The 26,861-nt window shown below is 47.8% G+C and carries 23 protein-coding genes; 11 read left to right on the plus strand and 12 right to left on the minus strand.

Annotated features, from left to right (window positions below):
* Positions 1-7: 7 nt before the first annotated feature.
* Positions 8-892, plus strand: coding sequence for a bifunctional 5,10-methylenetetrahydrofolate dehydrogenase/5,10-methenyltetrahydrofolate cyclohydrolase (locus CWM47_RS04050; protein ID WP_100986492.1), 885 nt, complete (start codon positions 8-10; stop codon positions 890-892).
* A 429-nt stretch (positions 893-1,321) separates the two neighbouring features.
* Positions 1,322-4,279 (plus strand): glycosyltransferase family 117 protein, encoded by a 2,958-nt coding sequence (locus CWM47_RS04055; protein WP_100986493.1) that lies wholly within the window; start codon positions 1,322-1,324, stop codon positions 4,277-4,279.
* A gap of 79 nt (positions 4,280-4,358) precedes the next feature.
* Here CWM47_RS04055 and CWM47_RS04060 read toward each other — a convergent pair whose 3' ends face one another.
* The 4 genes from CWM47_RS04060 to CWM47_RS04075 all read right to left on the minus strand — a co-directional run bounded on the left by CWM47_RS04060 (position 4,359) and on the right by CWM47_RS04075 (position 7,605).
* Entirely contained in the window at positions 4,359-4,652 is a 294-nt protein-coding gene (locus CWM47_RS04060; protein WP_100986494.1) for a hypothetical protein, read from the minus strand.
* Positions 4,653-5,110: 458 nt separating this feature from the next.
* Complete coding sequence (locus tag CWM47_RS04065; RefSeq protein WP_100986495.1) at positions 5,111-5,611, minus strand: anthrone oxygenase family protein; 501 nt, start codon at positions 5,609-5,611, stop codon at positions 5,111-5,113.
* A 94-nt stretch (positions 5,612-5,705) separates the two neighbouring features.
* Positions 5,706-6,875, minus strand: coding sequence for a molecular chaperone DnaJ (gene dnaJ, locus CWM47_RS04070; RefSeq protein WP_100986496.1), 1,170 nt, complete (start codon positions 6,873-6,875; stop codon positions 5,706-5,708).
* A gap of 109 nt (positions 6,876-6,984) precedes the next feature.
* Positions 6,985-7,605, minus strand: a complete 621-nt coding sequence (locus CWM47_RS04075) for a nucleotide exchange factor GrpE (protein WP_100986497.1) — start codon at positions 7,603-7,605, stop codon at positions 6,985-6,987.
* A gap of 202 nt (positions 7,606-7,807) precedes the next feature.
* Between CWM47_RS04075 and queG the strand changes: the two genes are divergently transcribed.
* Positions 7,808-8,743 carry a tRNA epoxyqueuosine(34) reductase QueG gene (gene queG / locus CWM47_RS04080; protein WP_100986498.1) on the plus strand — a complete coding sequence of 312 codons (936 nt, stop codon included), beginning with the start codon at positions 7,808-7,810 and terminating at the stop codon, positions 8,741-8,743.
* A gap of 87 nt (positions 8,744-8,830) precedes the next feature.
* On the opposite strand, the gene kynU is transcribed toward queG, so the two are convergent.
* A complete protein-coding gene (gene kynU, locus CWM47_RS04085; protein ID WP_100986499.1) occupies positions 8,831-10,120 on the minus strand; it encodes a kynureninase in 1,290 nt (429 codons plus the stop codon).
* Between the two features lie 110 nt (positions 10,121-10,230).
* Between kynU and CWM47_RS04090 the strand changes: the two genes are divergently transcribed.
* Positions 10,231-10,731 (plus strand): hypothetical protein, encoded by a 501-nt coding sequence (locus CWM47_RS04090; RefSeq protein ID WP_157815901.1) that lies wholly within the window; start codon positions 10,231-10,233, stop codon positions 10,729-10,731.
* A gap of 151 nt (positions 10,732-10,882) precedes the next feature.
* On the opposite strand, the gene CWM47_RS04095 is transcribed toward CWM47_RS04090, so the two are convergent.
* The 7 genes from CWM47_RS04095 to CWM47_RS04125 all read right to left on the minus strand — a co-directional run bounded on the left by CWM47_RS04095 (position 10,883) and on the right by CWM47_RS04125 (position 19,571).
* The gene (locus CWM47_RS04095; protein WP_100993719.1) at positions 10,883-11,248 is read right to left on the minus strand and encodes a heavy-metal-associated domain-containing protein; all 366 of its coding nucleotides are present in this window, start codon (positions 11,246-11,248) and stop codon (positions 10,883-10,885) included.
* A gap of 89 nt (positions 11,249-11,337) precedes the next feature.
* Positions 11,338-12,780 (minus strand): hypothetical protein, encoded by a 1,443-nt coding sequence (locus CWM47_RS04100; RefSeq protein ID WP_100986501.1) that lies wholly within the window; start codon positions 12,778-12,780, stop codon positions 11,338-11,340.
* Between the two features lie 19 nt (positions 12,781-12,799).
* Positions 12,800-13,843 (minus strand): sialidase family protein, encoded by a 1,044-nt coding sequence (locus CWM47_RS04105; protein ID WP_240625690.1) that lies wholly within the window; start codon positions 13,841-13,843, stop codon positions 12,800-12,802.
* A 75-nt stretch (positions 13,844-13,918) separates the two neighbouring features.
* A complete protein-coding gene (locus tag CWM47_RS04110; protein ID WP_100986502.1) occupies positions 13,919-14,275 on the minus strand; it encodes a four-helix bundle copper-binding protein in 357 nt (118 codons plus the stop codon).
* A 111-nt stretch (positions 14,276-14,386) separates the two neighbouring features.
* A complete protein-coding gene (locus tag CWM47_RS04115; protein WP_240625691.1) occupies positions 14,387-15,385 on the minus strand; it encodes a glycosyltransferase family 61 protein in 999 nt (332 codons plus the stop codon).
* Positions 15,386-15,783: 398 nt separating this feature from the next.
* Positions 15,784-16,416, minus strand: coding sequence for a response regulator (locus CWM47_RS04120; protein ID WP_100986504.1), 633 nt, complete (start codon positions 16,414-16,416; stop codon positions 15,784-15,786).
* A 134-nt stretch (positions 16,417-16,550) separates the two neighbouring features.
* A complete protein-coding gene (locus CWM47_RS04125; RefSeq protein WP_100986505.1) occupies positions 16,551-19,571 on the minus strand; it encodes a sensor histidine kinase in 3,021 nt (1,006 codons plus the stop codon).
* A 209-nt stretch (positions 19,572-19,780) separates the two neighbouring features.
* On the opposite strand from CWM47_RS04125, the gene CWM47_RS04130 reads away from it, so the two are divergent.
* The 7 genes from CWM47_RS04130 to CWM47_RS04160 all read left to right on the plus strand — a co-directional run bounded on the left by CWM47_RS04130 (position 19,781) and on the right by CWM47_RS04160 (position 26,856).
* Positions 19,781-20,857, plus strand: a complete 1,077-nt coding sequence (locus tag CWM47_RS04130) for a glycoside hydrolase family 5 protein (RefSeq protein ID WP_100986506.1) — start codon at positions 19,781-19,783, stop codon at positions 20,855-20,857.
* A gap of 296 nt (positions 20,858-21,153) precedes the next feature.
* Positions 21,154-21,627, plus strand: coding sequence for a hypothetical protein (locus CWM47_RS04135; RefSeq protein ID WP_100986507.1), 474 nt, complete (start codon positions 21,154-21,156; stop codon positions 21,625-21,627).
* Positions 21,628-21,708: 81 nt separating this feature from the next.
* The gene (locus CWM47_RS04140) at positions 21,709-22,620 is read left to right on the plus strand and encodes a hypothetical protein (RefSeq protein ID WP_100986508.1); all 912 of its coding nucleotides are present in this window, start codon (positions 21,709-21,711) and stop codon (positions 22,618-22,620) included.
* A 51-nt stretch (positions 22,621-22,671) separates the two neighbouring features.
* On the plus strand, positions 22,672-23,580 hold the full coding sequence (locus CWM47_RS04145; protein WP_100986509.1) for a hypothetical protein: 909 nt from the start codon (positions 22,672-22,674) through the stop codon (positions 23,578-23,580).
* 63 nt (positions 23,581-23,643) lie between these two features.
* A complete protein-coding gene (locus tag CWM47_RS04150; RefSeq protein ID WP_240625692.1) occupies positions 23,644-24,543 on the plus strand; it encodes a hypothetical protein in 900 nt (299 codons plus the stop codon).
* A 12-nt stretch (positions 24,544-24,555) separates the two neighbouring features.
* Positions 24,556-24,987 (plus strand): GPW/gp25 family protein, encoded by a 432-nt coding sequence (locus tag CWM47_RS04155; protein WP_100986511.1) that lies wholly within the window; start codon positions 24,556-24,558, stop codon positions 24,985-24,987.
* A 12-nt stretch (positions 24,988-24,999) separates the two neighbouring features.
* Positions 25,000-26,856, plus strand: a complete 1,857-nt coding sequence (locus CWM47_RS04160; protein WP_100993721.1) for a type VI secretion system baseplate subunit TssF — start codon at positions 25,000-25,002, stop codon at positions 26,854-26,856.
* Positions 26,857-26,861: the final 5 nt, after the last annotated feature.

Consider the following 26,861-nt stretch of genomic DNA (forward strand, 5'->3'; position numbering starts at 1 on the left):
CAATTTTATGCAACTCCTTGACGGTAAGTTTCTCTCGGCACAAATCAAACAGGAAATCGCGATTGAGGTCGCACAAATTCGCGAACAGGGCGGCAAGATTCCGCACCTCGTAGCTATTTTAGTTGGCAACAAAGGGGCTTCTGAGACCTATGTAGCCTCAAAAATGAAAAACTGCGAAGAGGTCGGTATGAAGTCTACACTCATCCGGTTCGACCCTTCGGTGACGGAAGACGAACTACTCGATAAAGTTCGGGAAGTGAACGAAAACGCCGACATGGACGGCCTGATCGTGCAACTCCCCCTCCCCGACCACATCAACCCCGACCGGATTATGGAGACCATCGATCCCGCCAAAGATGTGGATGGTTTTCACCCGATCAATATTGGCCGTATGGCAAAAGGGCTACCCGCCTATATCTCAGCTACGCCACAGGGCGTACTTGAAATGATCAAGAGGTATGATATTAAAACTGCTGGCAAGCATTGCGTGGTCGTTGGTCGGAGTCAGATTGTAGGCTTGCCCATGTCCATCCTGATGCAGCGAAACACCTATCCCGGTAACTGCACGGTCACGATCACCCATAGCCGTACGCAAAACCTCGCCGAGATTTGCCGCTCCGCCGATATTTTGGTGGCAGCCCTCGGCAAACCCGAGTTCGTAACCGCCGACATGGTAAAAGAAGGTGCCGTTGTGATCGACGTAGGTCTGGAGCGAGTACCGGATGCCAGCAAGAAAAGCGGTTTCTCGTTGAAAGGTGACGTAAAATTTGACGAAGTAGCCCCAAAAACAAGCTTTATCACCCCCGTACCGGGCGGAGTGGGTTTAATGACCATTTGCTCGTTGATGCAGAATACGCTGAAAGCTGCTCGTGGGGAGATATACAAGAAGTAAACTAGGATTACATAAATCTGGTGATGTGTGGCACGTATTGTTATCTCTTTTCGACATAGGCCATTGGGCAGCTAATGCCACGGTAACGAATCAATTCAGCAGACATAAAAACCCCCTACGCGTTCGGTCGGAGAACCACTACGTAGGGGAAGCGTGGACAAGGTTACCAATCAAGCCCACCGGGGGTAAAGGTATAACAGTTGACTCTTGGATACAAGAAATGTATCTACACAATTCACGTTAAAATAGCGCACGCTTACCCTTCAGTGTAATTTTCATCTTTAAATTTTGGACCAAACACCCTTGGTATCTAATTGCCAAACACGGCCATTAACAAACTTTAACAGCCTCAATTAGCCCATTCGGGCGGCTTTTTTGTGTATTTTTGAGCACTCCTTACACAAAAGCAGTTCGCTAATCTTTATTTGTATGCAATCATTTAAACGCCTGAACACCCTTACGGGCTGGCTCGTTTTCGCTGTCGCGCTCATCACTTTCGCGATGACTGTAGAGCGCACAGCCAGTTTCTGGGACTGTGGCGAGTTCATTGCGTGTTCGTTTAAACTTCAGGTGCCGCACCCTCCCGGTGCTCCATTTTTCCTGTTGTTAGGCCGAATTTTCTCCATGTTTTCGTTCGGCAACCTGAGCACAGTGGCCTATTGGGTCAACATGGCATCGGTACTGGCCAGCGCATTCACCATTGCTTTCCTGTTCTGGACCATCACCATGCTGGCTCAGAAACTGTTAGCAAAACCAGAAAGTGAATACACCACCGCCGATACGTTATTGGTGATTGGTACAGGAGCTGTTGGCGCGTTGGCCTACACCTTCTCCGACACATTCTGGTTTTCGGCTGTTGAAGCAGAAGTTTATGGAATGTCGTCGTTTTTCACGGCAATTGTTGTTTGGGCTGCCTTTAAATGGGAACGCATCGAAGACGAAGCCGCGGCAAATCGCTGGCTCATTTTCATCGCCTATCTGACCGGTCTATCCATCGGGGTTCACTTATTGAACCTTGTCACGCTGCCCGCGCTGGCACTCATTTATTACTTCAAAAAATACCCAAAACCAACCTTTTGGGGTGGAGCTACAGCGTTTGGTATTGGTCTGGTCATTCTTGGTATCATTAATGCCGGTATCATTCCGGGTTTGCCGGGTATGGCCTTCGGTGTAGAGCGGTTCTTTGTGAACACGCTTGGTTTACCGTTCACATCGGGTGTTATTTTCTTTACGGTTGTCTTTATCGGTGCTATCGTTTACGGCATCATCTGGTCGGCCCGGCAAAAGCGGGTTGTTCTGAACACCTCGTTGCTGGCGCTGGCATTTGTGCTGATCGGATATGCCTCTTATATGCAGGTACTGGTTCGGGCCGATTTTAACCCGCCTATTAACGAAAATGATCCAAGCGACGAGCTGAACTTCCTGTCGTACCTGCGTCGGGAACAGTACGGTAGCCGTTCATTACTGTATGGACCAGTTTTCACAGCCCGCCCAATCGACCAGAAACAAGGAGCTGCTATGTGGAAAAAAGAGGGCAATAAATACGTTGTTTTCGACCACCAGCCCGAGTACGTGTACGCTCCCGGCGATGAGATGTTATTCCCCCGTGTGTACAGCAGCCAGCAAAATCACCCCGCTTTGTATCGTCAGATGCTTGGCTTAGCCGAAGGGCAAAAACCAACTATGGGTGATAACCTCAAATACCTGTTCAGCTACCAGTTGGGGCATATGTGGTGGCGTTACCTGATGTGGAACTTTGCCGGACGTGAAAGCGACGAAGAAGGCGCAGGCTATCTGCTGCCGTGGTCAACAGATCAGAACGCGCCGGATATGTTAGTCAATAACAAAGCCCGCGATAACTTCTACATGTTGCCGTTTATCCTTGGCTTATTTGGCATTACGTTCCAGTATTTCCGCCGTCGGCGCGATTTCCTGATTGTCGGGCTATTGTTTTTATTCACCGGCATTGCCCTGCAAATCTTCCTGAACTCGCCCCCGTCAGAGCCTCGCGAACGTGATTATATTTATGTAGGCTCGTTCTATTTCTTCGCCATCTGGCTTGGTCTGGGCGTTATGTCCATTGCCGAAGGGTTGCGGAATGTCCTGAAATCGGATGTAGCTCGCAATGGTCTGGTAGCCGGTGTTTGTTTATTGGTTCCATTAATGATGGGGGCTAAGAGCTGGGACAATCACAACCGCGACAAGCGGTATCAGTCCGTTGATTTTGCCAAAAACCTGCTCAATTCCTGCGCTCCTAATGCCATTCTGTTTACGGGTGGCGATAACGATACCTTCCCCCTCTGGTATGTACAGGAGGTTGAAGGTTTCCGTACCGATGTGCGGGTGTGTAACCTGAGTCTGTTAGGTACCGAGTGGTATATTCAGCAGATGAAGCGGAAAACGTACTTGTCTGAAGCACTGCCTATTTCGCTCGAATTTGACAACTTTAATAAAGGCAAAAATGACATTGTGCCCTTCTATGAAGTACCGGGTGTTAAAAACGGGATTGACCTCAAGCAATACATTAGCCTGATCAAGACAAGCAATCCAGCCGTACAGGTACCGCTCACCAATGGCGACATGACAAGCATTCTGCCATCGTCGGTGCTGTTCCTGCCCATTGACAAAGCTGCCATTGACAAAGCGAATTTTGTTCCGCCTGCGCTTCGTCCGCTCATGAAAGATACCCTGCAATGGACAATCGGCAAGAAAGATCTCTACAAGCCAGATTTGATCATGCTCGATATGATTGCCACTAACAACTGGAAACGGCCTATTTATTTTTCGAGCACGCTGGCGAGTGATAACTACCTGAGTCTGAAAAACTATATGCAGTTGGAAGGATATGCCTATCGACTGATGCCGGTAGCTGTGCCGGGTGCCACTGATGGATACGTTAACTCCGACATTATGTTTACCAACATGACGAAGAAAACCTTCTGGCGTGAGTTCAATAACCCGGATGTGTACTATGACGAGACCTACAAAGGACCGCCGGTAATTTCGGCCCGTATTGCCTTCTTCCGTCTGGCCGATCAGTTTATTCGCGAAGGCAAGAAAGACAAGGCACGTGAGGTACTCAATTATTCGCTGAAAGTTATTCCGGATAAAGCAATTCCATACGACCAAATTTCATCAAATTACGTACGTTTCCTGTTCGAGGTTGGCGATAACAAGAAAGCACTTGAAATAGCTGATGTCATGTCTAAGCGCGCCGATCAGGCCCTTACTTACGATAAGAGTGGTAATGGCAACCGTTTCGGCAATCCGGATTCAGACCTTTATATACTTCAAACAATAATCGAAGCCTGTAAAGAAGCGAAGCAAACAGCAGCCGCCAGTAAATACGAAGCCATTTTCCAAAAGCATATTAATGCCTTTGGTTGATTAATAAGCAGCTTACAAAAAAGCCCGGATCGAGTTACTCGATCCGGGCTTTTTTGTAAGCTGCTTATTAATCACCTCACTAAGACATCTTCACTACTGATTCAATAATGAATGTGCCATTTGTAAGTCGCTCAGCCTTGATTTTATATTGGCCATATCCAGCAGCAAAATGTTTAGACTGCATAATAAACCGATTCAATCCGTGCAAGCCATCCTGATAAGTTGAATAATCCTTTATCATTTGGAAATTATCGAATAAAAAATCGGCAAAACCTTCCGTTTGCATCAATACGTGACTAACGGCGACATAACCCATAAAGGGATCAGCATTTGTTTCAGATTCCAGTACGTTAACGGTAGCTATAGTATTCATAATAGAAACTAGTTTTCAGATCAGTATGAATTTATGTTTAAAGAAGTAAATGCGTATGGTAGATGGCCCCAATACCCTTTTAAAGGATAATTATTGGCGATAATTATAAAATTCTGACGCGATCTATGTGATCGCGCCAGAACACTTATTAGTAGATTTATATGATAATTTATATAAAAAATGAATTACCTCAACCATAAACGTAAAATATAAAATGCCTTGATTGAGGGCTATTAAATGATAGTATTTTTAAAATTTACTGTAAGTATTAACTAATTAATGCACGCCAAACGATTTTGAACAGTAAGATTAACTTTAGGTTTACGATAACAATATTATGAAAACTTAATTTCTTATGCAATAAAAATTTGAAAAAATTTTAGACACCAGTAAAAGCAAAATTCAACTTGGTATAATGCAATTTTATCAAACATTATAAATTGAATGGCGAATGGCATTTAGTCTGACTCCCGGTTGAGACAGGCCAGAATCAGAAGTATGAGTGTTGATATAGAAGCAATTGTTCTGATTAGGTGCCAGCTACCCCAGGGGCCTTCAAATTTCTGCCGTTGGGCAGCAATTTCTTCTAAAGAAGCTGTTTGTATAGAAAATGCGTCCAATCCATTATTCAGCGGAATATTACCCAGCACAGTAACACCAAGCGCACCAATCAGATAAACTAGCGTTGCCCCTACCAGGAGCCAAAAGCGGGCTGTAACAGGACTCCCATAATGAAGCCATGTACTGTATAACAGTAGAATTGGTGTTCCCAGAAAGCTAACAAAAAACACTGGGTTCTGAATAGCTTTGTTTATCGACTGCATAGCCATCAGGTAGGCCGTATCAGGCAAACGGTTCAGGCCTGGATTTACCGAGCAAGAATAGGCATAGAACAATCCCGCCATGAGGGCTGTGGTTAGTGTTGCACAGGCCAGTATTGTATTCGATAGCGTAGGCATAAGCGATCTTTTGCTTTATAATCCTTGACCACAAAAAAAACGACGGTGTCAGATTTTTACATCTGACACCGTCGTTAAGTTAGTTAGATTTCAATCAACCATGAAAGAAGTCTTTCATCTTGTCAAAGAACCCTTTCTCGTTCTTGTTCGGCCTGGGCTGAAAATTTGGTGAATTGCGTAGTTTCTCCAGAATGGCTCGCTCCTCTGCCGATAACATTTTAGGCGTCCAAACGTTGACATGAACAAGTTCATCACCCCGCCCGTAACCATTCAATTCTCTTATTCCCTTCCCTTTCAAGCGGAGAATTTTGCCACTTTGCGTGCCGGGTTCAAGGGTAATACGTGCCTTACCGTCAATGGTGGGCACCTCTACATTCATACCAATGGCTGCATCGACAAAGTTGACATATAAGTCGAACACAACGTTGTTTCCGTCGCGTTTTAAGTCAGCATCTTCTTCTTCCTCGATCACGATTAGCAGATCACCAGCGACACCGCCCCGTGGGGGAACGTTGCCTTTGCCACCTACCGACAATTGAATGCCTTCAGCTACGCCAGCTGGAATTTTGATCGGGATAACATCTTCCTGTAACACACGACCTTCCCCGAAACACACATCGCAACGATCTGTAACGATCTTGCCTTCGCCATTACAGGTTGGGCACGTGCTGGTCGATACCATCTGGCCCAGCATTGTGTTGACCACTTTACGGGTTTGGCCTGTACCGCTACAGGTTGAACAGGTCTGAACAGCCGTTCCGTTTTTTGACCCGTTGCCGCCACAGGTGTTGCAGGCAACATGGCGCTTAACTTTTATCTTTTTCTCAACACCGTTGGCAACTTCCTGCAAATTCAGCTTCAGTTTGATGCGCAGATCGGAGCCGCGACGAACGCGTTGCCGACCACCTCCGCCACCACCCTGGGCACCCCGGAAGAAACCACCAAAAGGCGAATCGTCGCCAAAGACGTCGCCAAACTGGCTGAAAATATCCTCCATAGATGGGCCACCGGCGCCGTATCCACCACCAGCGGCACCACCCATACCGGCATGACCATATTGATCGTAGCGGGCTTTTTTCTGAGGGTCGTTCAAGACATCATAAGCCTCAGCCGCTTCCTTGAATTTATCTTCGGCGGTTGGGTCGTCAGGATTCTTGTCGGGGTGAAACTTGATCGCCATCTTGCGATAGGCTTTCTTGAGGTCTTCTGTCGAGACGTTCTTGTCAACGCCCAGTATTTCGTAATAGTCGCGCTTCGTTGCCATATCTTTCAAAGAGTGAAAGAGTAAATGAGCGAAAGAGTGTCTGGCGCTTTACTATTCGCCTGTTCCCGTTGGTTCGGTGTCACTCTTTCACTCTTTCACTCTTTCGCCGTTAGCTTCCTACAATCACTTTTGCAAACCGAATGACCTTGTCATTCAGGTAATATCCTTTTTCTATTTCTTCGATAACTTTCCCTTTCAGGTCGTCGCTGGGAGCTGGGAACTGCGTAACTGATTCATGCAGGTCAGCGTCGAATGGTTGGCCTTTCGAAACCATTGGTTTCAGTCCTTTTCCTTCAAGAGTTTTAAATAACTTGTTGTAGATCAACGAAACACCTTCTTTCAAGGCGGCAACATCGTTGGTATTGTCGATGGATTGCATGGCCCGTTCGAAGTCGTCGACAACTGGAATTAATGCCTGCAAGACCCCTTGATTGGCATTGTTGATCAGCTCAAGTTTTTCCCTTGCCGTACGTCGACGGAAGTTCTCAAAATCAGCGTATAAACGGAGATATTTGTCTTTCAGTTCGGCTAGTTCATTACCAGCTTTGATGTCGTCTGCCGTTGCGGTTTCTGTCACAACTGCTTCTGCCGGAGCCGTTTCGTCACTATCGACTGGCTCTCCGCCATTAACGGTTACTGCGTCTTCGTCTGTCACAGGTGGTGTTGTCAGGTTGTCAGGTTGTTGCATATCGCTGGATGCCTGATCATCCAAAATGTCTTTATTTTCCATTACTGAGCTTCTATTTCGCTTCCAGAAATTCATAGTTAACTAAGGTCAAAAGACCGGCCAAAACCTCTGGCCCTGCCAACTTGACACAGTTAGAGTTACGCGAATCTACTAGATTTAACCGATTATGACGGATTTTTAATCTATATAAATCTGTTCAGTTCGTTAAACCGGCACAAACATCAGGTCATGCTCTCTACTTGTTATGAACGCTAAAAAGACGAACTACACTCAACTTATCAAAGCTAAAGCAACTGATTTAGGCTTTGATTTTTGTGGTGTGGCCAAAGCGGATTTTCTGGAAGATGAAGCGCCACGGTTCGAAAACTGGCTCAAGAATGGGATGCACGGCCAGATGAATTACATGGCCAACCATTTCGATAAACGACTCGACCCTCGCTTGCTGGTCGATGATGCCAAGTCGGTTATAACCGTGCTTCTCAATTATTACCCGGAGCAAAAACTACCTGAAGAAAACGATGATCTAAAACTATCGAAATACGCTTACGGCACAGATTATCACTTTGTTATTAAAGATAAACTAGCCGATCTGCTGACTTTCATCCATGAAGAGATTGGTGAGGTAGGTGGACGGGCGTTTGTTGACTCTGCCCCCGTTATGGACAAAGCCTGGGCCAGGCGGGCGGGGATCGGCTGGGTAGGTAAGCATACCAATTTAATTAATCGGGAGATCGGCTCTTTTTTCTTCATCGGTGAGCTGATTCTCGACCTCGAACTGGAACCCGATGGCCCAATCACCGACTATTGCGGTACCTGCACACGCTGCATTGACGCCTGCCCGACCGAGGCTATTGTTGGCCCATATGTGGTCGATGGTAGTAAGTGTATTTCTTATTTTACGATTGAATTAAAAGAAGCCATTCCGGAAGACGTTCGCGGGAAGTTCGACAATTGGATATTCGGCTGTGATATCTGTCAGGATGTATGCCCCTGGAACCGCTTTGCCCGGCCACATAAAACGCCCGCTTTCGACCCTCACCCCGAGTTAGCCGCGTTTTCGAAATCTGACTGGGAAGAAATAACGGAGGATGTTTTCCGGGAAGTCTTCCGTCGTTCAGCGGTAAAACGTACAAAACTGGAAGGACTGAAACGAAATATCGGGTTCGTGGGAGGGGGGTAATGAAGAATGTAGAATGAAAAATATCTAACAACCGGAGTTCTTCATTTGGAGTGTCAGATATTCTACATTATTCATTATTCATTCTACTTAAAACTTTCCAATAACCTCCCCCACTCGCCAAACCTCCTCGAAAGTGTTGTATAAGGGCGTTGGTGCCAGCCGGATACAGTCGGGTTCACGCCAGTCGCCAATTATACCTTGTTCTGCTAAGTAGTTGAACAAGGCTTTACCATTTTTCCGAACGATCAATGATAGCTGACACCCGCGCTGGTTGGGGTCGTCGGGTGTCAGAATCTGAATGTCGTGGAATGGGCTAAGTACAAATTCCAGAAAGCCCGTTAACTTTTCGCTTTTTTGGCGTATGGCAACGATACCCGCTTCGGCGGTAATAGCAATAGCGGCCCTATGCAGGGATAATGCCAGAATGTTGGGCGTACTAACCTGCCAGCCATCGGCACCGGGGGCGGGTAAAAAACCGGGCGCCATGTCAAAACGCTTATCTTCCCGATACCCCCACCACCCCGCTAATCTGGGCAAAAGCTGGTCGTGGTGTTTCTGGTGCACAAACACCCCCGAAACGGCACCTGGCCCCCCATTCAGGTATTTGTAGGAACACCAGGTAGCAAAATCGACCCCCCATTCGTGCAGACGCAGGGGTACGTTTCCAATGGCATGAGCCAGGTCGAAACCAATAGGGATACGGTATTTTCTGGCGGTTTCGGCAATTGCGGCCATGTTATAAACCTGACCGGTGTAATAGTTGAGCCCACTCATCCAGATTACGGCCAGCGAATCGACATGTTCGGCAATGGCTAACTGTATATCAGTCGTGTGAATCAACCCATCATCTGGTCGGGGTGCAATTTCGATGATGGCATCAGCGGCACGATAGCCATGTAGTTTTACTTGCGTTTCCAGTGCGTATTGATCCGATGGAAAGTCGCCTTTTATGGTTAGAATCTTATATTTTTTTGTGCCCGGCGTGGATTCGCCCAATGAAGGCGAGTCGGGCTTATAAAAGGATGCCAGTAGTAAATGAAGATTAACTGTCAGCGCATTCATTGGGCACACTTCTGCCGGTTCGGAACCAACAATCTGCGCCAGTGCTTCTTTGCAGGTTGCATGATAGCCAAGCCAGGGCTGTTCGGCGGCTTCGGTCACGTCAAACCAGCCTTCGACGCCCAGATTCTGCCATGTAGTAAGCTCCTTTTCCAGAGCTGCCCGAGCTGTTTTGGGTTGTAAACCAAGTGAATTTCCACACAGGTAAATCAGGTCGTGGCCATTGCGTTGGGGAATATGAAAGCGATCTCGAAACGACCGAAGTGGATCGATTTGATCGAGTTGTTGAGCAAAAGAAAGGGAGTTTTCGTAGGTCATTGACAAGAATAGCGACTGTCTATTAATAAACTACGATTTTGGTGTTATTTTGTTCATCGACCAATACGACTCAAATAACATATACCTTATTTATCTTGTTCTCTTACCGCTTGAAGAACCAAGTTTGTGAAGAAGCTGTAAAATTGCTGTCAACATACCCGATGCACCCTGTCCGCATACTTCTTTTACTGGCCGGTCTCGCACTGAGTTTGACTGCTCAGGCACAATGGCGATTGATTTATCAAAGCAAAGATATCGTTGCTACAGCATCAGACACAACTCGTTTCTTCACATCCATCGAATCGCGGGGGACATTAAGCAAATACCTGATCGTTCGTTCAGATGACCGGCAAAAATCACTTGTCCTGAAAGATGCCGTTTGGGGCTATGTTGATGGCAACAATGGCGTGTGGCGTACGTACGAAAAGGAGTGTTTTTTGTTAGTCAGGTATAACGGGGGTTGGGCAGAATATGTAGTTAACCGCCTTGTATCGAGTGGCAGTTTACGAACGTTCATGCAGCCCATGTATAGTCGGACGCTTGATAGTCGAATCTACGCAAGCTGGCAGGAGGCAATGAGAGACGTTCCTCCGTCCTTTATTCTTAAGTAGGCTATTGATGCAGTTTTAGCAGCCAATCAATCTTGCAAAACAGCCGTTAGCAACAATATCAAAAGCGTATCCAGAATCAAATACCTCTTTTTTAAACGCCAATGGCCTGAATTCATGTGAATTCAGGCCATTGGCGTTTAAAAAATGTCTTTTATTGATGAGCCATACCGCCACCTTTTTTGCAGCAGCTGGGGAGTTTGTTATATCCAGCTTCATCAGCCGCTACTTCTTCGGCATCGTAACCTGTTTTGCTAATATTTGCTTTTAGCTTAGACACATCCGTTTTCGCCGGATTATATTTTATCGTTACAACTTTCGTTTTCACGTCCAGGTCGGATTCTTTCACGCCCTTTTCAAAGGCAAGATTCCGTTCAATACGGGCTTTGCACATGCCGCAAATGGCCGATGTCTTGATTTTTACTTCTTTGTCTTTATCGTCGCGGGTTGGTGCACCAGCGAACAGGGTGCCCATAAGCATCAGCGACGTCAGGGCAGTTAGAAACAGGTTACGCAACATGGTTTGGCTTGGTTTATAGTGAATTAAGAACGACAATTTAACCCAATTGGTGCCCGAAATGGGGCAAAACGTATTATTGAATTGTTTGATCAATGTTTCATCGTTCGCATGGTCATCAGGCTTGGCGACAGACGTAGGTAAATTTCGCCCGAAACAGTCGTTTTTCCATAGGTCCTCTGCAATACCTTATCGGGTAGTCCGGTCGTCAACTGAGCGCCTAGAACCACATCTGATTTTTTCGTCTGCGCAATGCGGTAATTTGTACCCAGCGTCAGATTATTGATTGTCAGTTCAGTAGGGCCATTGTACGGAAAGCCGCTATCAGACGAGATCAGGTTTAACTCCTCCGCCGACTTTGTTACATTTTCATAGCGTACATAGAATGCCATCCGCTCCATTTGCAAACTATTTTCGGCCAAGAACGAATTTTCTGTATGCCCATGTATCCTATTTTGGCCCCATACTAAAGCCGATGTCACATAGCGGTCAGGGCCAAGTCCTTTACTGTGCAAAATAGATGCCGTTGTGCGTGTAACATTTTCTTCGGGATGGGCTTCTTCGGGACTATGCAGAAATCCCTGAGAAAATTGCAAGGCCAATGAAGGCGACGGATTCACCGATACACGATATGAGTAACTGTCAAATTTGGGCATATCGAAGTTATACCGGTTTTCATCGGGTTCACGTCCTTTAAACGTCGAGGCCTCCAGTTTTGCCCATTTGTAGCGAAATCCGGCCGTGGCCACGCCAAACAAAATGTGTGTAGCATCCTGCCAATGGTGGCTCAACGGTGCATCGGGGTTGTTGAACGAGGAAATGCGGTGCATGAAAGCAGGGGGCCCAAGGGCTGGTTCGCCCGGATACCCCACATAGCCAAATACATCAATGTCTTTCGATAACGCATGGCTATAACTCACCGATAACTCGGAGACAAGATCGTGCGGGTGCTGCCTGTCAATCAAGGGCTGACCTTTGTAAGTCTCGCCCGTTTGAAAAAGCAACGGATACCCGCCTTTCCCTACGGTTAATGGATCGAGCGACAGCATGGCCCGTACCTGAAAAAGACCGCGTTTCCCAACTTTCTTCTGCGCCATGCCCATAAACCAGTTGGGTGCTCCGAACTGTTCGCCACGACCACGCCCGTCAGGATTGTTACTGTTCTGACTTGTATAGCGCAGATAGAGAGCATAATGCAGCATGAAGCTCCAGCCTTTAGGCGTTGGCTGCGTCATGTAGGCATACATTGGTGTGTTGTCAGGATGCCAGGATGTGCCGGAGCCATTCCGATTCATGGGCAAGTTGCGCGACAGCGAATGTGTCATGCCCATGGCAGTATCCATCGTCAGGCCGTAGTTCTGCAACTTCATGGCATCCATATCCATACCGTCGTGCATGGAATGGTCCATCGCTTTAGTCGTGTCGATTTTCGGTTTACCGGTCATGGGCATCGTCATCCCTTCATGATGCTGATGTTGCGAATAAGACACACCCGATAGCATACTCAGGGAGAGTAGGAAAAGAAATTTCTTCATAGAATTATCGTTGAGTCACTTAAATAATCTCCGCCCGGATCGTGCCATCCTGTTCCCAAAGGCACAGCACCCGGTCATTCGACAGTCGCGTCATGTTGGCATAGGCGCCAGAGCCAAAGGCCGTTGGCTGAGGCTGGCCCGGTGTGATTTTCCAAAGCTGGCCTTCGCGCTGAAAGACGATATAATCCCCTTTTTGCGTCGTAACTATCTTTGCATTTTTACCCGTAGCCAGTTCAATTTCAGGCTGGCCGGGTCGGGCCGTATACAGTTTGTCGGCCCGTCGCCAAACAGTTGATAAGTTGCCATCGGGACTGATCGACATACCACCACCGTCCATTGGGCAGGCATTAAGCTTCCAGGTCCCCTCGCCTATTTTCTCTGCTTTCCCGAATGTTTGCCCGCCATCAGTTGACGTGAGCAAGTACATATCGCGCGAACCGTTTATGAAGTTGCGAAACATGAGCACAACCTGCTTTCCCTGACTTACCGCCGACACCTGGCAACATTCACAAATTGTGCCATCCGGCGACTGATACATGGTTTTGTTCACCGACCACGTCCGGCCACCATCGGTCGAACGAGCACCAACAAGTTTATTTCGTTTATCACCGCGCAGGTCGAGCCAAACAGCCGTATATTCATTGGCTGGCCCGGCCGCCAACGCCACAAAGCCTTCTTTAGCAATATCGGCAACGTCATTGACCCGTACCCGCTTTTGCCACTGACCGGTAGACTTGCTGCGGCTGTAGGCCCAAACATTGCCCATCTTGTCCAGTGCCGTAATCACAACAGATTGCTTATTAACGGCAATTTGTGGCCCGCGTGTTGCTCCAATAGCCAGCCCTAGCAAACTGTCTATCCGCATTGATGGCTTAAATTGTTCACCCGTGCCTGTTGTGGTATAATATAGCACTTCACCGCGTCCATAAACAATGTGCGCGACCCCATCGAGATCAGTAATTGCTACGGGCTGCAACCCTTTCGCTACCTCTTTGCCAGCCGTATGACCTGACCCGATAAACCAGTTTACGGAAATTAATAAGCTAAGGATAAATTGAATCATACTGAGTTGATTGGGTTTGGACTTTAGGTGTAAAAATGGCCGAAAAAGCAATTAACGGCTTTTTCGGCCATTTTTTTAAGCATTGGCAGACATAGACCGGCATTCTTCGGCACATTTCCGGCAAGCTTCAGCGCAGGCTTTGCAATGGGCGTGGTGACCGGCATGTTTTTCGCATTCTTCGGCGCAGGCGTCACAAACTTCGGCACATAACACCATAAAATCGCGGGAGAATTCGGAACCCCTGGCGTCCAGACGGCCACAGAGTGTGCAGATGTCGGCACAGTCGCGGCAGAGTTTAATGCAGGCCGTCATGTCATGGCCTTTGCTGTCGCTATCGCCCATTTCGAGGCAGGCTGTTACGCAGCGTTCGCAGGCTTCGGCGCATTCAAAACACGTATCGGTGTGGCTGTGGTTGTGTTGCATAGTTTCCATATCCGTTGTCGTTTAATTGACCCCTGTTGGTCTGACAAAGTAACTACGCTTACCCGATAGAGTTTTTACATAATTTCGGACTGGCTTTATAAAAAACAAGTCCCCAACAATTTATACAATCTCAAACAGGATATCCAGGCTTTTTTCAAGATCAGCGGTTGATACGAAAATATCCTCTTCGATATGGTATTTTGTGTGGCCCATTTTAATGGGATGGCTATAAGCTGAATAGCTCATTTCCATAATTCTGGCTAAATACGAAAAATGGTCAACGACAAGATTCGGGGGAAATAACTCAAAGAGATGCGTTCCGGGTTCGCACCAGATTATGTTCGTAAAGGATGCTCCGTGTGGTCCCAAAATGAAAGATGCGTTTTTATAAATGGCCACCTGCTCTGCCACAGATCGGGGCTTGTCGTCTACAATGGTAAAGTCATATTTTTCCAGTAATGCCAACAGAGCACCCTCATTAACCACTTTTCGACGGCTCGCCCGACTCACATAAATTCGATTTTGCTGTGTTCGTGCTATATTTAGTTGGGGTTCCACCTGCTTTTTCAACGCAAAAATATCAGCAGGGTCCGGGTAAAACCAGTGACCACTATTGGCCAGTATACACCGGTCAGCCCGAACGTCGTACAGGCGGCTATCGAAAACATGGTCTGGCTCAATACCGATCAGGGAAAGGTATTCCTGCTCGTAAGCCGTTTTAAAGAGTGGATAAGTCACGACTGCTTCGGTATAAACCTGCGTTCGAAGTGCTTCTTTGATGCGGCACATTTTAGCGGCAACCAAGATAACAAAATCATAATACCCGCCAAAAGCAATGCCATCCAGATAATGACTCCAGGGCACAATGACCGTTTTTCGATCAATAACAGTACGTGTCCTTGCGGTCAGAAAATTCTTGACCAAATGATAACTCTCGAAGTCCGGGCAGAGGATTTTTCCGTTAAAGACAATCCCACCATAGGGCAGTTGAACCGTTTTTTTCGTGCCCGTTCGGAAATCCCAGACATAACTTTGACAGGTTATTGCTTTACAGGGTGGAAAAACAAGCGTTGTCAGCTCAGCCTGATTTTGCACCCCCGGCAAAAAAATCTGCTTCACCGGGCTACCCGCAAGCTGGTAGGGTTTTAGATGAACTATTGTTTTCTCTCTTGATAAAAATTCAAGGTTGTATACGTTCAGTAGCAACCTGGCTACTGTTTTCGGTAATGAACTGACTGAATTTAAAAGATGACGTACAATACGGTTGACCATTCGGAGTTTAGGTTTACTCCTTTGGACTAAATTTGCCCGTATTCAGACATATAAAAGCTAAAATTATCTACACTTATTTTCGATTTGTCACATTCATTGTAATTGAATCAGGAGTGGAATTTTAGTTGTAACTAATTAAAAATAGTGTCTCATTCAACCAGCGCTTTATATTTAACAACCTTAAAGATACGAGTAAGTGACTGAATATTAGACTTTCATATACGTAAAGACTTAATTATCACGCGTCAGATAATCCGTTCACGTAAAGCTTTAGCAACGGCTTCGGTACCGCATTGCACGTGAAGTTTTTGATAAATATTTTTCAAATGCCGCCGAACCGTTTCCACAGAAATAGTACATTGAATCCCGATCATCCGGTAGGTATATCCCTTCGTTAACAGTTGAAGAATCTGCTGTTCACGTTCAGTAATACCATATTGCTGTCGTTTGGGATCAGGCGGCTGTAAAAACGTTTTCAGTACGCGTCGGGCAATACCCGGCGACATTGGGCCACCACCCTCCACCACTTCACTTAATGCATTTAACAAGTGCGTGGAGGTATCTTTTTTTAGTAAATAACCATCGGCCCCGCTGCTGAGGCAGGCAAACAACCGATCGTCATCATCAAAAACGGTGTGCATCAAAATTCGGATTGAGACATTTGATTCTTTCAGCAACCGAACACATTCGATTCCGTCCCGCCCCGGCATGTCAATATCCATCAAGACGACATCGGGTTGATCATGAGCTACCTGTTCGACCACTCGTTTGCCGTTGCTGTAGGCACCCACAACTGTGAAACCCTCCGTACTTCCGACCAGTAACTGGAGCAGTGAACGGAGTTCATCATTATCTTCATAGATAGAGACCGCTGTCATAATCAGGTGATTAATGAGTGGTAAATTGACGGAAAGGGTGTGAAAGGGTGTTTATTTTTACGAATAAGATTGTATCGCTCAAACTAGAATCAAATAACCTGTTTTGATTCTAGTTTGTCAATAACCCTTTCAGGTCAGGGTGATACCGGAAAGCTGAGGTGAAGCGATGTACCCTGCCCCCGCACAGACGTAATCGTTAATTGGCCATGCATATGCGTTGCCCGTATCTGCATATTACGAACGCCATTTCGTTCTGTTTCAGCGGCTGGATCGAACCCAACTCCGTTATCTGAAACGGTTAAGTACAGATGCTGATGTTCCAGACTTATTTTCAACGAAGCATGAGTAGCCCGGGCATGTTTAACCAGATTGTTGACTGCTTCTTTCGCAATCAAATAAAAATCCTGCCGCTTTTCCATCGGTAGGGTCAATTGTTGAATCGTATCGGGAACTGAAATCTCATAAGTGATACCTGACGCTTCAAATAACTCAGCAGCAAAACGATTCATTCGGGCAATCAGGCTGCTCAGTTCATCATTACCTGGATTGATACTCCATACAATATCATCTAGGGAGTTGCTTACCTGCCGGGCTTCGGTAACGATCCGTTCAACCATCGAACCGGAAGGATGCCCGGCCGGGAGATTTTGCTTAATCATAGTGCCCAGTATACCAATGCCACTCAGCGATGAACCAATTTCGTCGTGTAAGTCGGCTGAAATTCTGTTTCTGATGTGCAGTACACGCATTAATTGCTTGATTCGATAGCGGTATAGACCATATAAAAGACTGGCCGTTAATGTAACTATCAACAACCGAAACCACCAGGTTTCGTAATAGGCGGGCAGAATCTCGATTGCCAAAAGAAGTGGCTTCCGGCTCTGGTTACCAAAGGAATCAACAGCTTTCACGTGTAAGGTATACTGCCCCGGCCCTAAATTTGTGTAGTAAACTCGGTAAGAAGAGCCGCTATAATTCCATCGTTCATCCAGCCCTTCCAGATAACAGGCGTACCTGGTTTTAGCTAACTGACTAAAGGTTAAGGTAGTAAACCCAACACTGAACGCATTATCAGAGCGGGCCAGTCGAATCGGGCGGGAAGGGTCGACAGGGCGCTCCTGTTCATGAACATGAAACGAGGTAATCACAACCGGTGGCAGGGTCGCCCGCCGATGCAGTTGAGTAATATTGAAGTAGTCCACCCCATTTTGTTGTCCAATAAATAGCTCGTTGCCGCCGTGTACATAAAGCGCAGCCGTCGTATTATTCTGGCTCAGCCCATCGCTGGTGGTCAACCGCAGGAGCCGACCGGTTTTGGTAGTATAGCTATGAAGTCCGTCGAAATTGCCAATCCAGATGGTCCCCTCTTTATCCTCGGCGAGTCTCCGGTTTTCGCGGTCGTACAGGCCATTACGGGCTGTTAGAATCGTGCGAATTTTACCATCAGGCATACTTTCTGTGACACTCCCCCATCGGGCAGCCCACAAATGGCCATTTTTCGCCAGCATAATGGCATTAGTAGCGAGGTCTTCCGGCAAGCGTGTTTTAGGCTGCCGGTCGTCGGCCTTTACAAACCGATGCCCGGGTTCTGCTATGTAATACAACCCATTATAGGTAGATAACCAGATTCGTTCGGTCTTATCGATGGCCAGTCCTGTCAGAAAATTATTGTTTTTATGTAGCGCACTGCGTATCGAGTCTGACCAATACTGCAGGGGTTTGCCTGTGTGCAGATCTAGTACCTGTAGCCCTTCGTCGTTGTTTCCTACCCATAACCGGTGATGTTTGTCGATCAGGCCGTGGTCGACAAAGGGCACTGAAAACAGGGTGCCTGCCCGTTTTGCCGCAGAGTTTGTTACAAACCGCTTCAGCGCGGTATCGTAAAGAAGCACCCCATCGCCTTTGTAGCTCCACTCCCGAAGTCCAACCCAAAGCTGGTTCGACTCGGTCTGTTGAAACCACATGGTTTCTGACGCGTCGTGTGGAAATCGAATCAGCGTAAACTGATTGGTAGGTCGGTGCCAGCGAAGAATACCTGTATGCGACAGACCAAGCCAAAATGTTTGGCCGGTGGTGTCCTGCTGGTCAGCCAAAATAACGTTAACCAGCACGGGCTGACGAATCAGGGAGGGTGGAATAGTTACGGTTCGGATGAGGTTATCCAGCGGGTTGTAGGTAAAAACACCATTTGTGGTACCAATCCATAAAATTTCACTACCAGAATCCCGAAACAGCACATTGGTTTGAAAGGGACCAGACTGGAGGTTTGTTATTCGATAAAATTGTTCTTGATCGGCTCTAAACGCCAACAGACCATTTTCGTCGCCAACCCACAGCACCCGCTTTCCATTTTCATCTTTCCCTTCCTCAACGCATGTGATCCGGTTAGGCTCGTTGGGCAACTTAAAAAATGTATATTGTTCCGTTTCCGGATCAACCCGCAATAGCCCATGCCCATAGGCCCCAATCCATAGGGTACCCTCCGAATCGACACACCCTTGACTGAGATATAACTTTTGCCGCCGATTAGGATCAGGGCAATCGTGGCCGAGTATGCAAACGAAGCGATTGGTTCGACGATCAAACCGAAATAACCCGTTATCACTGCCAATTGCCCAAAGTCTGTGCTTTTTATCCTCCAGAAACCCTTTTACTTTGGGGCCTTGATAGGTCGTTCGGCGTAATGAATACCGATCTATATGGTTGGTTTTCAGGTTTATTCGTTCAATACCATCGACGGTACTGTACCAGCCTTCGCCATACGAACTCATAAAGAAATGGCCGGTCGTTTGGGGTGTATTGGGTATCGGTGTAAGCTGTAGTGTGTTGGGATCAATTATACAGATGCCCCCCCGGTCGCTGGCAATCCACATTCGATTGGTAGAATCTGCGGCCAGACCCGATACCAAATAAGTTTCGGGAAACAGGAAATTCCGAAACGACTGACCATCGTACCGAACCGGGCAACGGCGTGTACCAAACCACATAAACCCCTGTCGGTCTTTGGCAATACTATAGACGGTTGGGCTTGGAAGTCCATCTTTATCTGTCAGGCGGTTAAATACTACATTTGGAGTTTGGGCATAGAGCAGAATCAACGATCGACCATTCAGTATCAACGACAGGATTACTATGGCCAATAGTTTTCTTCTCATAACAGACAACAGGTTAGGCAGCGGTTAGAAATTTCCCGACGACAGAGAATCATACGTTATACCCCTCCAAAGGTGAGGTCGATCTGTAAGTTACAATCCGGAGGGTGAAAATAAGCGAATAACCCGTTTAATCAATGGGTGAAAAGGGTTATTGTACGTCCATGAAGACCGAATGAATTTTACCGGCATCAATAATATCCCTCATCGACATGAAAACGACCCTCATCGGCTTGCTTTTCCTGACTGGTATTGGTTTGCAAAACTGTAAGAATCAGACCGATGATTCGACGACAGCTATGCCTACGCTACCAAATAAACCAGGATTTTACGTGAACGACCGTTTTTTATACGACCCTTGCGGAACGAAGATCACGCTGCGGGGCGTGAATAAGATGAACATCTGGACGGATCGATCCGGGAGTTCGTTTTCGGAAATTGCACAAACCGGTGCCAACTGCGTGCGCATTGTCTGGAAAGCGCTGGAAGATGATGGCCAGCCGACTAAAGCCGCCGACCTCGACAACCTGATTACGGCCTGCGTGGCCCAGCACATGATTCCGATGGTCGAAGCCCATGATGCCACCGGCGACTGGAGCATGCTGGGGCAGATGGTTACCTTCTGGAAACGGGCCGACATTGTAGCCGTTATTCAGAAACATCAGAAATACCTGTTACTGAACATTGCCAATGAGTGTGGCGACGATCAGGTGACGGATGCTCAATTTACGCAGGGGTACACCAGTGCCGTTCAGCAGCTTCGCCAGGCGGGTATTCATACGCCCCTTGTTATCGACGGAACAGACTATGGCAAAAACCTCGAACAACTGGTTCGTGTGGGGCCAGACGTGATTCAGGCCGATCCGGATAAGAACCTGCTCTTTTCAGTACATACCTATTGGCCCATTGCCTTTGGCGCTACGCCACAATTCATCAAGGATCAGTTTCAGGCCGCAGTCAACGCCGGGTTGCCGTTTATCGTGGGCGAGTTTGCGGCTTACGGTGCGTATGCAGGTGGTGAGAGTATTTGCGGTCCCAAAGGTCAGGTTGATTATAAAACGATCCTTTCCGAAGCCCAGCGGCTCGACATTGGCTGGCTGGTTTGGGAATGGGGGCCGGGCAACGTTGGCGGGGGCGATCCGCTTTGTGTTGTTATGGACATGACAACCACGAGTACATTCAGCACCCTGAAGGGATGGGGTAAAGAAGTGGCGCTTACCCATGCAGCCAGCATTCAGAAAACGGCTATCCGATCCCCTTTTCTAGTCAACAACCACCTCTGCAAATAAAAAACGGTTGGACTGACTTCGCCCGAATTTGCACACAGATATGGATTCATTTTTCAACCTAATGGTGTCGGGACGGATGGCACTCCACTAATTGCTGACGTGACTATGTCGGGTTCCAGACCCCGACATCACGGAAAAGCGCGAGTTCTATAAATACAACTCCCTCTATTTCAATTAGTTAAAAAAATGAATATTTTTTTTACCGTTCGCTCAGTGGGTGTAAAGGGTTATGGACAAGCGTCTGTCGAATGAGGAAATTTGAAGCAACAAATCAGGACATACTTCTTTAAGGCAAAATGAAAAAACCACACTTGTTTCGACTCCTGCTGGCCGGCTTGCTGCCATTGTTAAGCCTTGGGTTTAGCCAAACCGATTCGCCAAACGTTTCGGGTTCATGGCGGATGATTTCTCATCGGGTTGTGCCAGCCATGAACGGTGTCGATGATATCTACACGCATTTCAAAGACCTGTATGGCGGCTGTCAGGAGGATATGGGTCTAACCTTAAACCCGGATGGAACCCTGAAAATGACTCCCGTTAAAGGGTGTCAGAATCCGCTCGGAAACATTATCATGAAAATGGCCTCCAAGTTTATGCCCTCCGGCAAAGCGTCGTGGGAGACTACGTCGAACAAAATTGTCTTGCAGGATGGCAAAGGACAACGCCGGGAATACGCCCTCCAATTGAGCGACACAAGTATGAAATGGACTTTCGACGAAACCGAGAAGCAAACCCAGGTCCGGCATACTATTGAGTTCAAACGAGATTGATAGTGGACTTGACTACCCGCTAAACAGGGTGAACAAATCAACGTATAAGGATAACCGTATTAAACCACAAAAAAGACAACCATGAATCGATATACTCTTATTCTAATAGGCTTGCTTATGCGGGTTTCAGTAACCCAGGCACAACAGCTTATGGCAGTAAACACAACAAACCGTTCGACCGACCCCGCTGCCAAACCAACCTCTCCAAACCGGGCGAAAGCGACCGAGTCGCCTATGTACCTGAAGATCTACGGATTTTACAGCCTGCTGTCGCCCGGAACTGAGCTTAATTATAGCTATTCACAAGCCCAATCCATAACCCCAACGACCTTTAGCCCAACGAATAAAAGCCTGGGCGCTGGCCCAAGAGTGGGCGCTGGGATTGGCTACATTGTCAGCGACTTCATCAACCTGGGCATTGATGCCGATATCCTCCTGGGAACAGACCTAAAGATTGACAACAACTTCTTTAGTGGCTCGGACGGCTCGACAAGATATACAACCTCCCTGAACACATCGCTAAAAGTACTGTCGATCACGCCTAACATTACCTTTAAAGCCCTTTCTCGGCCAGCCTTTTACATCTATAACCGGCTGGGACTGGTAGGCGGTGTCGTTTTGGATTATAAGGTGACAAGCCTTTTTGTGGCAACTCCCTCCAAGGGAGCCGCCACAACCACGGCTACGACTAATGTCTATAACAAAAACTCGTTAGCACTGGGGTATCAGGTAGCACTTGGCATTCAATTCCGGTTGAGCCAAAACTTGCGGGGCTTTGCTGAAGTAGTCGCTTATAATCAATCCTTTAAACCACAGGAGGTTCAAAGTACCGGTACCAGTACCACGAATGGAATCATCAAACTGCTGGATCCGGGTGCGACAGCTTATAAGGACCTGGGTGATTATAATAAATCGAACCCCTCTGAACAGCCGAGTTTTAATGTAGCCATTAATAGCGTGGGTGTAGGCGCAGGTTTGATATTCCGGTTTTAGTTGACTCCCACCAATTCGCACCAATGATCAGTTTTGATAAACCTGTGACTCATGGATCGATCCCTCATTTTACTTAGTAGCCTATTGATACGGGTTGTTGCCCTGGCTCAACCGGCTACCCCTATAAACCCGGTAAGCCGTTCAAATAATGGGCCGGTAACGCCTGAGACGGCTCCACGTAAAATAAAGGCTACCGAGTCTCCGGTTTGCCTGAAAGTATATGGGCTTTATGGCTTGCTAACGCCCGGCGTGCAAATCGCTAACAGCGATTTTTTTAACCTGTCCAATGCGGCACATACGTTTCAAACAGCCAATAAGGGGTTAGGGGCTGGCCCACGGGCAGGTGCAGGGCTTGGTTTCATTGTCAGTGATTTTATCAATCTGGGCATCGATGCCGATATCCTCCTGGGAACAGACCTAAAGATTATCAATAACCAAAGCGATGGAAGAGCCACATACAACAGTTCCACAACCTCTACCCTAAAGGTGCTATCGGTCATACCTAACATCACCTTCAAGGCCCTGTCGCGACCGACCTATTACATCTATAATCGGCTGGGGCTGGTGGGTGGTGTCGTGCAATATAAAGTAGTACTGGATTATATTGAAACAGTGAAGGGCGGGGGGTATGTACATGAAACTCGAACCGAAAATGAGTACACAAAGAACTCGCTGGCCATAGGTTATCAGGCAGCCCTCGGTATTCAGTTCCGGTTCAGTCGGAGTCTGCGTGGCTTTGCCGAAATCATAGCCTACAATCAGTCATTTAGACCAAAAGAACTTACAACCATAACCTCAAGATATAGTGACGGAATACTTTCTAAAGTAACCCAGTCAGTAACTGAATTTAGCACCCAAAGCACAGCCAGTGCAGTCAGTGGGCTATCGGTCCAACAGCCAACGTATAATGTGCCGCTCAACAGTGTGGGTGTAGGGGCAGGTCTGGTATTCCGGTTTTAGTCATTTCCAGGCTAGTGTCTGTAAGGAGATGTAGAATTCACCAACTAAATCAATACACTGCTCATGAATCGATTCCTCATTTTGCTCATCTGCCTGCTGATACGCGTTGTAGCGCTGGCTCAACCGGTTGCAGCCATAAACACACCAAGCCGTTCGGCTACCGAACCGACAACGCCGGGCAGGATAAACGCTACGGAGTCGCCAGTCTATATAAAAGTATATGGGCTTTATGGCTTTCTGACACCAGGGGTGCAGATTAGCCACGGTGAGCTACAAAGCCCGGACGGGTCGGTATTTACATTCAAAACAACCAATAAAGGGTTAGGGGCTGGCCTGAGGGCCGGGGCCGGGATCGGGATCATCGTTAGTGACTTCATCAACCTGGGCATCGATGCCGACATGCTCTTTGGTTCAGACCTGAAAATTAGCAATAGCTACAACGGTGGCGACAATACCTACACCAGTTTGGCAACCACAACCCTAAAAGTAGTGTCGGTCATACCTAACATCACCTTCAAAGCTCTCTCGCGACCAGCCTATTATATCTATAATCGACTGGGTCTGGTGGGAGGTATTGTGCTGGACTACAAGAGCATCGACGCAGGGGACGATATTCCTAAGGTAGGGGTTGCTACCACAAGTTCGGCCAATTACAATTACACAAAAAACTCGCTGGCATTAGGTTATCAGGCTGCTTTGGGGATTCAGTTTCGATTGAGTCAAAATTTACGGGGCTTTGCCGAAGTGGTCGCATACAACCAATCCTTCAAACCGAAAAGACTTGAATTTTCGACGACCAGCAACATATCGGGTCAGCCGGTCACATCACCGATTACAACGACAGAATTTACTGATCAGGGTATTCTTGTGGGGGCTAGCAACACCCAAACGGGGCAGCTAGAGCGTTTCAACGTGTCGATGAATAGTATCGGGATAGGCGTTGGTTTATCATTCCGCTTTTAATCACTACCCGCTATGCCTCATCCCTACTATGCACTGCCGCTCCGACTGGAGGAAATCCTGCAACGCAAACAGCACCCAACGTGCTCTCTGCCGCAGTCGATTGCCCAGAATCTGTATCTGATTCTTACGACCCACTTTGCCGAGTCGCGGTTTGATGAATCATTCGGGTGCAGTTTATGGGATGAAGATTTTTCCAATCAAACCAGTAGCCGGTGGAAAGAAGACATCCGGCAGTCGATAGAAACATCGGTCGCCAAACACGAAAAACGGCTCAACCAGGTGCGAATACGGGTTGATCTGGCCGATCAGGAAATACAACTCACTCGAACGAATCGCCGGGTAAAACGGCGGCTGAGTGTCTGGATTGATGGGTTACTGACCCGCACAAACGAATCATTTTCATTTCAACGGAGTCTGTTTCTGGCTCCACTGTCAACCGAATAACCAATGGCCGCTATGGATCTTGTTTCTGAAGGTTTCACCCGAGAGCGGGTAAAAACCCGGATGCTACGCCGGGCAGCCGACCTATGGGGGTATGCCGAAACGGACCTGGATAGTTTCGACCCACTTGTGGCCTTACTGATCGAAGCCTGTTCAGTTGAGTTCGAGCGCGTTTCGGTCGAAATTGGCAATACCCAGGCGCGTTTACTTGATCGGCTGGCGCAGGTACTGCATCCCGAACCCGATGTGGCCCGACCCGCCTTTGGCATTGCTCAGGTGCGACCCGTTGAGCCACGCATCAGCCTGTCTACCACCACCCAACTGTGCTACAAACGAGCCGCGACCAATCGTGCAGATCAGGCTAATGCGACAGAAACCTACTTTTCGCCCGTAGGCACGTATTCGGTCATTGATGGAGCCGTCCGGTATATGGCGACCACCGATACCTTATACCGCATCGATGAAGCGACTCAAAAAATTCCAATAGCACAGCGTCAGGGTACACCTGCCGTTTTGCCTTACCAATCTATTTGGCTGGGACTTGACCTGAACGAGAGCCTGACATCGCTGGAAGGGGTGTCGTTCTTTTTTGACTGGCCCACCGAAGCTACTCAGGTCGATTCGCACTCGTTGTTGGCACAAAGCCGATGGTTTCTGGCCGGACAGGAACTTCAGATTCGAGCAGGATTGCCAGTTATGACCGCGCCCCAACCGGCCAGATCACCCCTGGAAAGCGCGTTCGACAGTCTAAACAAGGTGGAACAACAGGCGATATTAACTTATGAATCCCATTTTATCACGATCGAAACTGCCCCAACGTTTAAGTCGTCGGGCCTGCAACGGCAGGCTTATCCGGAACCCGTTGGCCAGTGGTTTGCCGAGCGGGATTTACGGGCAATTCGGGAGTCGCTCTGGTGGATCGAACTGCGGTTTCCGCACACGGTTAGCTCACAGGTATTGGCAGGTATAAGCGTCGGTATGAACTGTTTTCCGGTCGTGAACCGGCGGCTCCATCGCATAACGTACAGGCTCCAGCAAAACCTCAACATCATACCCCTCGAAACTGAACGGTGCTTTTTGGCCATGCGGGACGTTCGAACCAGTCAGAACCGCCAGCTTACGTCTATTCCGCTCGGTAACGTATCGGATATGACCACCGACACCTATACCGTACAGTACGGAGTCAGCCGCTTCGACGACCGGGATGCCCGCCAAACGCTTATCAACCTCCAGGATTTGCTGCACGATGAAAGCGCATCCTTCGCGGCTCTGGGTGAGGATTTTCTAACCTCCGTGATTCGGGAATTAAACCAGGCACTGGCCCGGCTCGAAGCTAAAGTCGATCAGAAAACGCGTAACCGTGATACCATTCCATACCTCATTATTAAGCCTAAACAAGCTGGAGACACAGTTTTCATCGAGTACTGGACGTGCGATGGTGAAGCCGCCAATCGATTACCCACCGGCAGCAGGCTCACACCTTATTCCGATAATTCACTTCGCAAAGACGCCGGTTTCCTGATGACAACAACCAACGGCGGGCGCGAACGACTGAAAGAGTCCGAGAAAATAACGCAGTATAAACGGGCTCTACTGACCCGTAATCGAATCGTTACGCTGGAGGATGTGCGAGCGGTGTGCCTGGCCGAATTGGGTTCACACCTTCGGTCGGTGCAGGTTGAACGCACATTTCGGGTAGACCCACAACCGCAGAACGGGTTTCAACGATGCATTCGGGTAAGTCTTGAACCATCCGCAACGAGTCCATACGCAGCAGCCGACTGGCAGCAGCAGGTTCGCCTGTTACAGGTCACTCTGGACGCGCAGTCGGTGGCGGCACTCCCCTATCAAATCGTCGTCAACTCTATTTAACCTGA

Source organism: Spirosoma pollinicola, from assembly GCF_002831565.1.
Lineage (GTDB): Bacteria > Bacteroidota > Bacteroidia > Cytophagales > Spirosomataceae > Spirosoma > Spirosoma pollinicola.

What these genes read in the sequence shown, in the direction of transcription:
- CWM47_RS04050 (WP_100986492.1), top strand. Translation starts at nt 8, where the DNA reads ATGCAACTCCTTGACGGTAAGTTTCTCTCGGCACAAATCAAACAGGAA.
- CWM47_RS04055 (WP_100986493.1), top strand. Translation starts at nt 1,322, where the DNA reads ATGCAATCATTTAAACGCCTGAACACCCTTACGGGCTGGCTCGTTTTC.
- CWM47_RS04060 (WP_100986494.1), bottom strand. Translation starts at nt 4,652, where the DNA reads ATGAATACTATAGCTACCGTTAACGTACTGGAATCTGAAACAAATGCT.
- CWM47_RS04065 (WP_100986495.1), bottom strand. Translation starts at nt 5,611, where the DNA reads ATGCCTACGCTATCGAATACAATACTGGCCTGTGCAACACTAACCACA.
- dnaJ (WP_100986496.1), bottom strand. Translation starts at nt 6,875, where the DNA reads ATGGCAACGAAGCGCGACTATTACGAAATACTGGGCGTTGACAAGAAC.
- CWM47_RS04075 (WP_100986497.1), bottom strand. Translation starts at nt 7,605, where the DNA reads ATGGAAAATAAAGACATTTTGGATGATCAGGCATCCAGCGATATGCAA.
- queG (WP_100986498.1), top strand. Translation starts at nt 7,808, where the DNA reads ATGAACGCTAAAAAGACGAACTACACTCAACTTATCAAAGCTAAAGCA.
- kynU (WP_100986499.1), bottom strand. Translation starts at nt 10,120, where the DNA reads ATGACCTACGAAAACTCCCTTTCTTTTGCTCAACAACTCGATCAAATC.
- CWM47_RS04095 (WP_100993719.1), bottom strand. Translation starts at nt 11,248, where the DNA reads ATGTTGCGTAACCTGTTTCTAACTGCCCTGACGTCGCTGATGCTTATG.
- CWM47_RS04100 (WP_100986501.1), bottom strand. Translation starts at nt 12,780, where the DNA reads ATGAAGAAATTTCTTTTCCTACTCTCCCTGAGTATGCTATCGGGTGTG.
- CWM47_RS04105 (WP_240625690.1), bottom strand. Translation starts at nt 13,843, where the DNA reads ATGATTCAATTTATCCTTAGCTTATTAATTTCCGTAAACTGGTTTATC.
- CWM47_RS04110 (WP_100986502.1), bottom strand. Translation starts at nt 14,275, where the DNA reads ATGGAAACTATGCAACACAACCACAGCCACACCGATACGTGTTTTGAA.
- CWM47_RS04120 (WP_100986504.1), bottom strand. Translation starts at nt 16,416, where the DNA reads ATGACAGCGGTCTCTATCTATGAAGATAATGATGAACTCCGTTCACTG.
- CWM47_RS04125 (WP_100986505.1), bottom strand. Translation starts at nt 19,571, where the DNA reads ATGAGAAGAAAACTATTGGCCATAGTAATCCTGTCGTTGATACTGAAT.
- CWM47_RS04130 (WP_100986506.1), top strand. Translation starts at nt 19,781, where the DNA reads ATGAAAACGACCCTCATCGGCTTGCTTTTCCTGACTGGTATTGGTTTG.
- CWM47_RS04135 (WP_100986507.1), top strand. Translation starts at nt 21,154, where the DNA reads ATGAAAAAACCACACTTGTTTCGACTCCTGCTGGCCGGCTTGCTGCCA.
- CWM47_RS04140 (WP_100986508.1), top strand. Translation starts at nt 21,709, where the DNA reads ATGAATCGATATACTCTTATTCTAATAGGCTTGCTTATGCGGGTTTCA.
- CWM47_RS04145 (WP_100986509.1), top strand. Translation starts at nt 22,672, where the DNA reads ATGGATCGATCCCTCATTTTACTTAGTAGCCTATTGATACGGGTTGTT.
- CWM47_RS04150 (WP_240625692.1), top strand. Translation starts at nt 23,644, where the DNA reads ATGAATCGATTCCTCATTTTGCTCATCTGCCTGCTGATACGCGTTGTA.
- CWM47_RS04155 (WP_100986511.1), top strand. Translation starts at nt 24,556, where the DNA reads ATGCCTCATCCCTACTATGCACTGCCGCTCCGACTGGAGGAAATCCTG.
- CWM47_RS04160 (WP_100993721.1), top strand. Translation starts at nt 25,000, where the DNA reads ATGGATCTTGTTTCTGAAGGTTTCACCCGAGAGCGGGTAAAAACCCGG.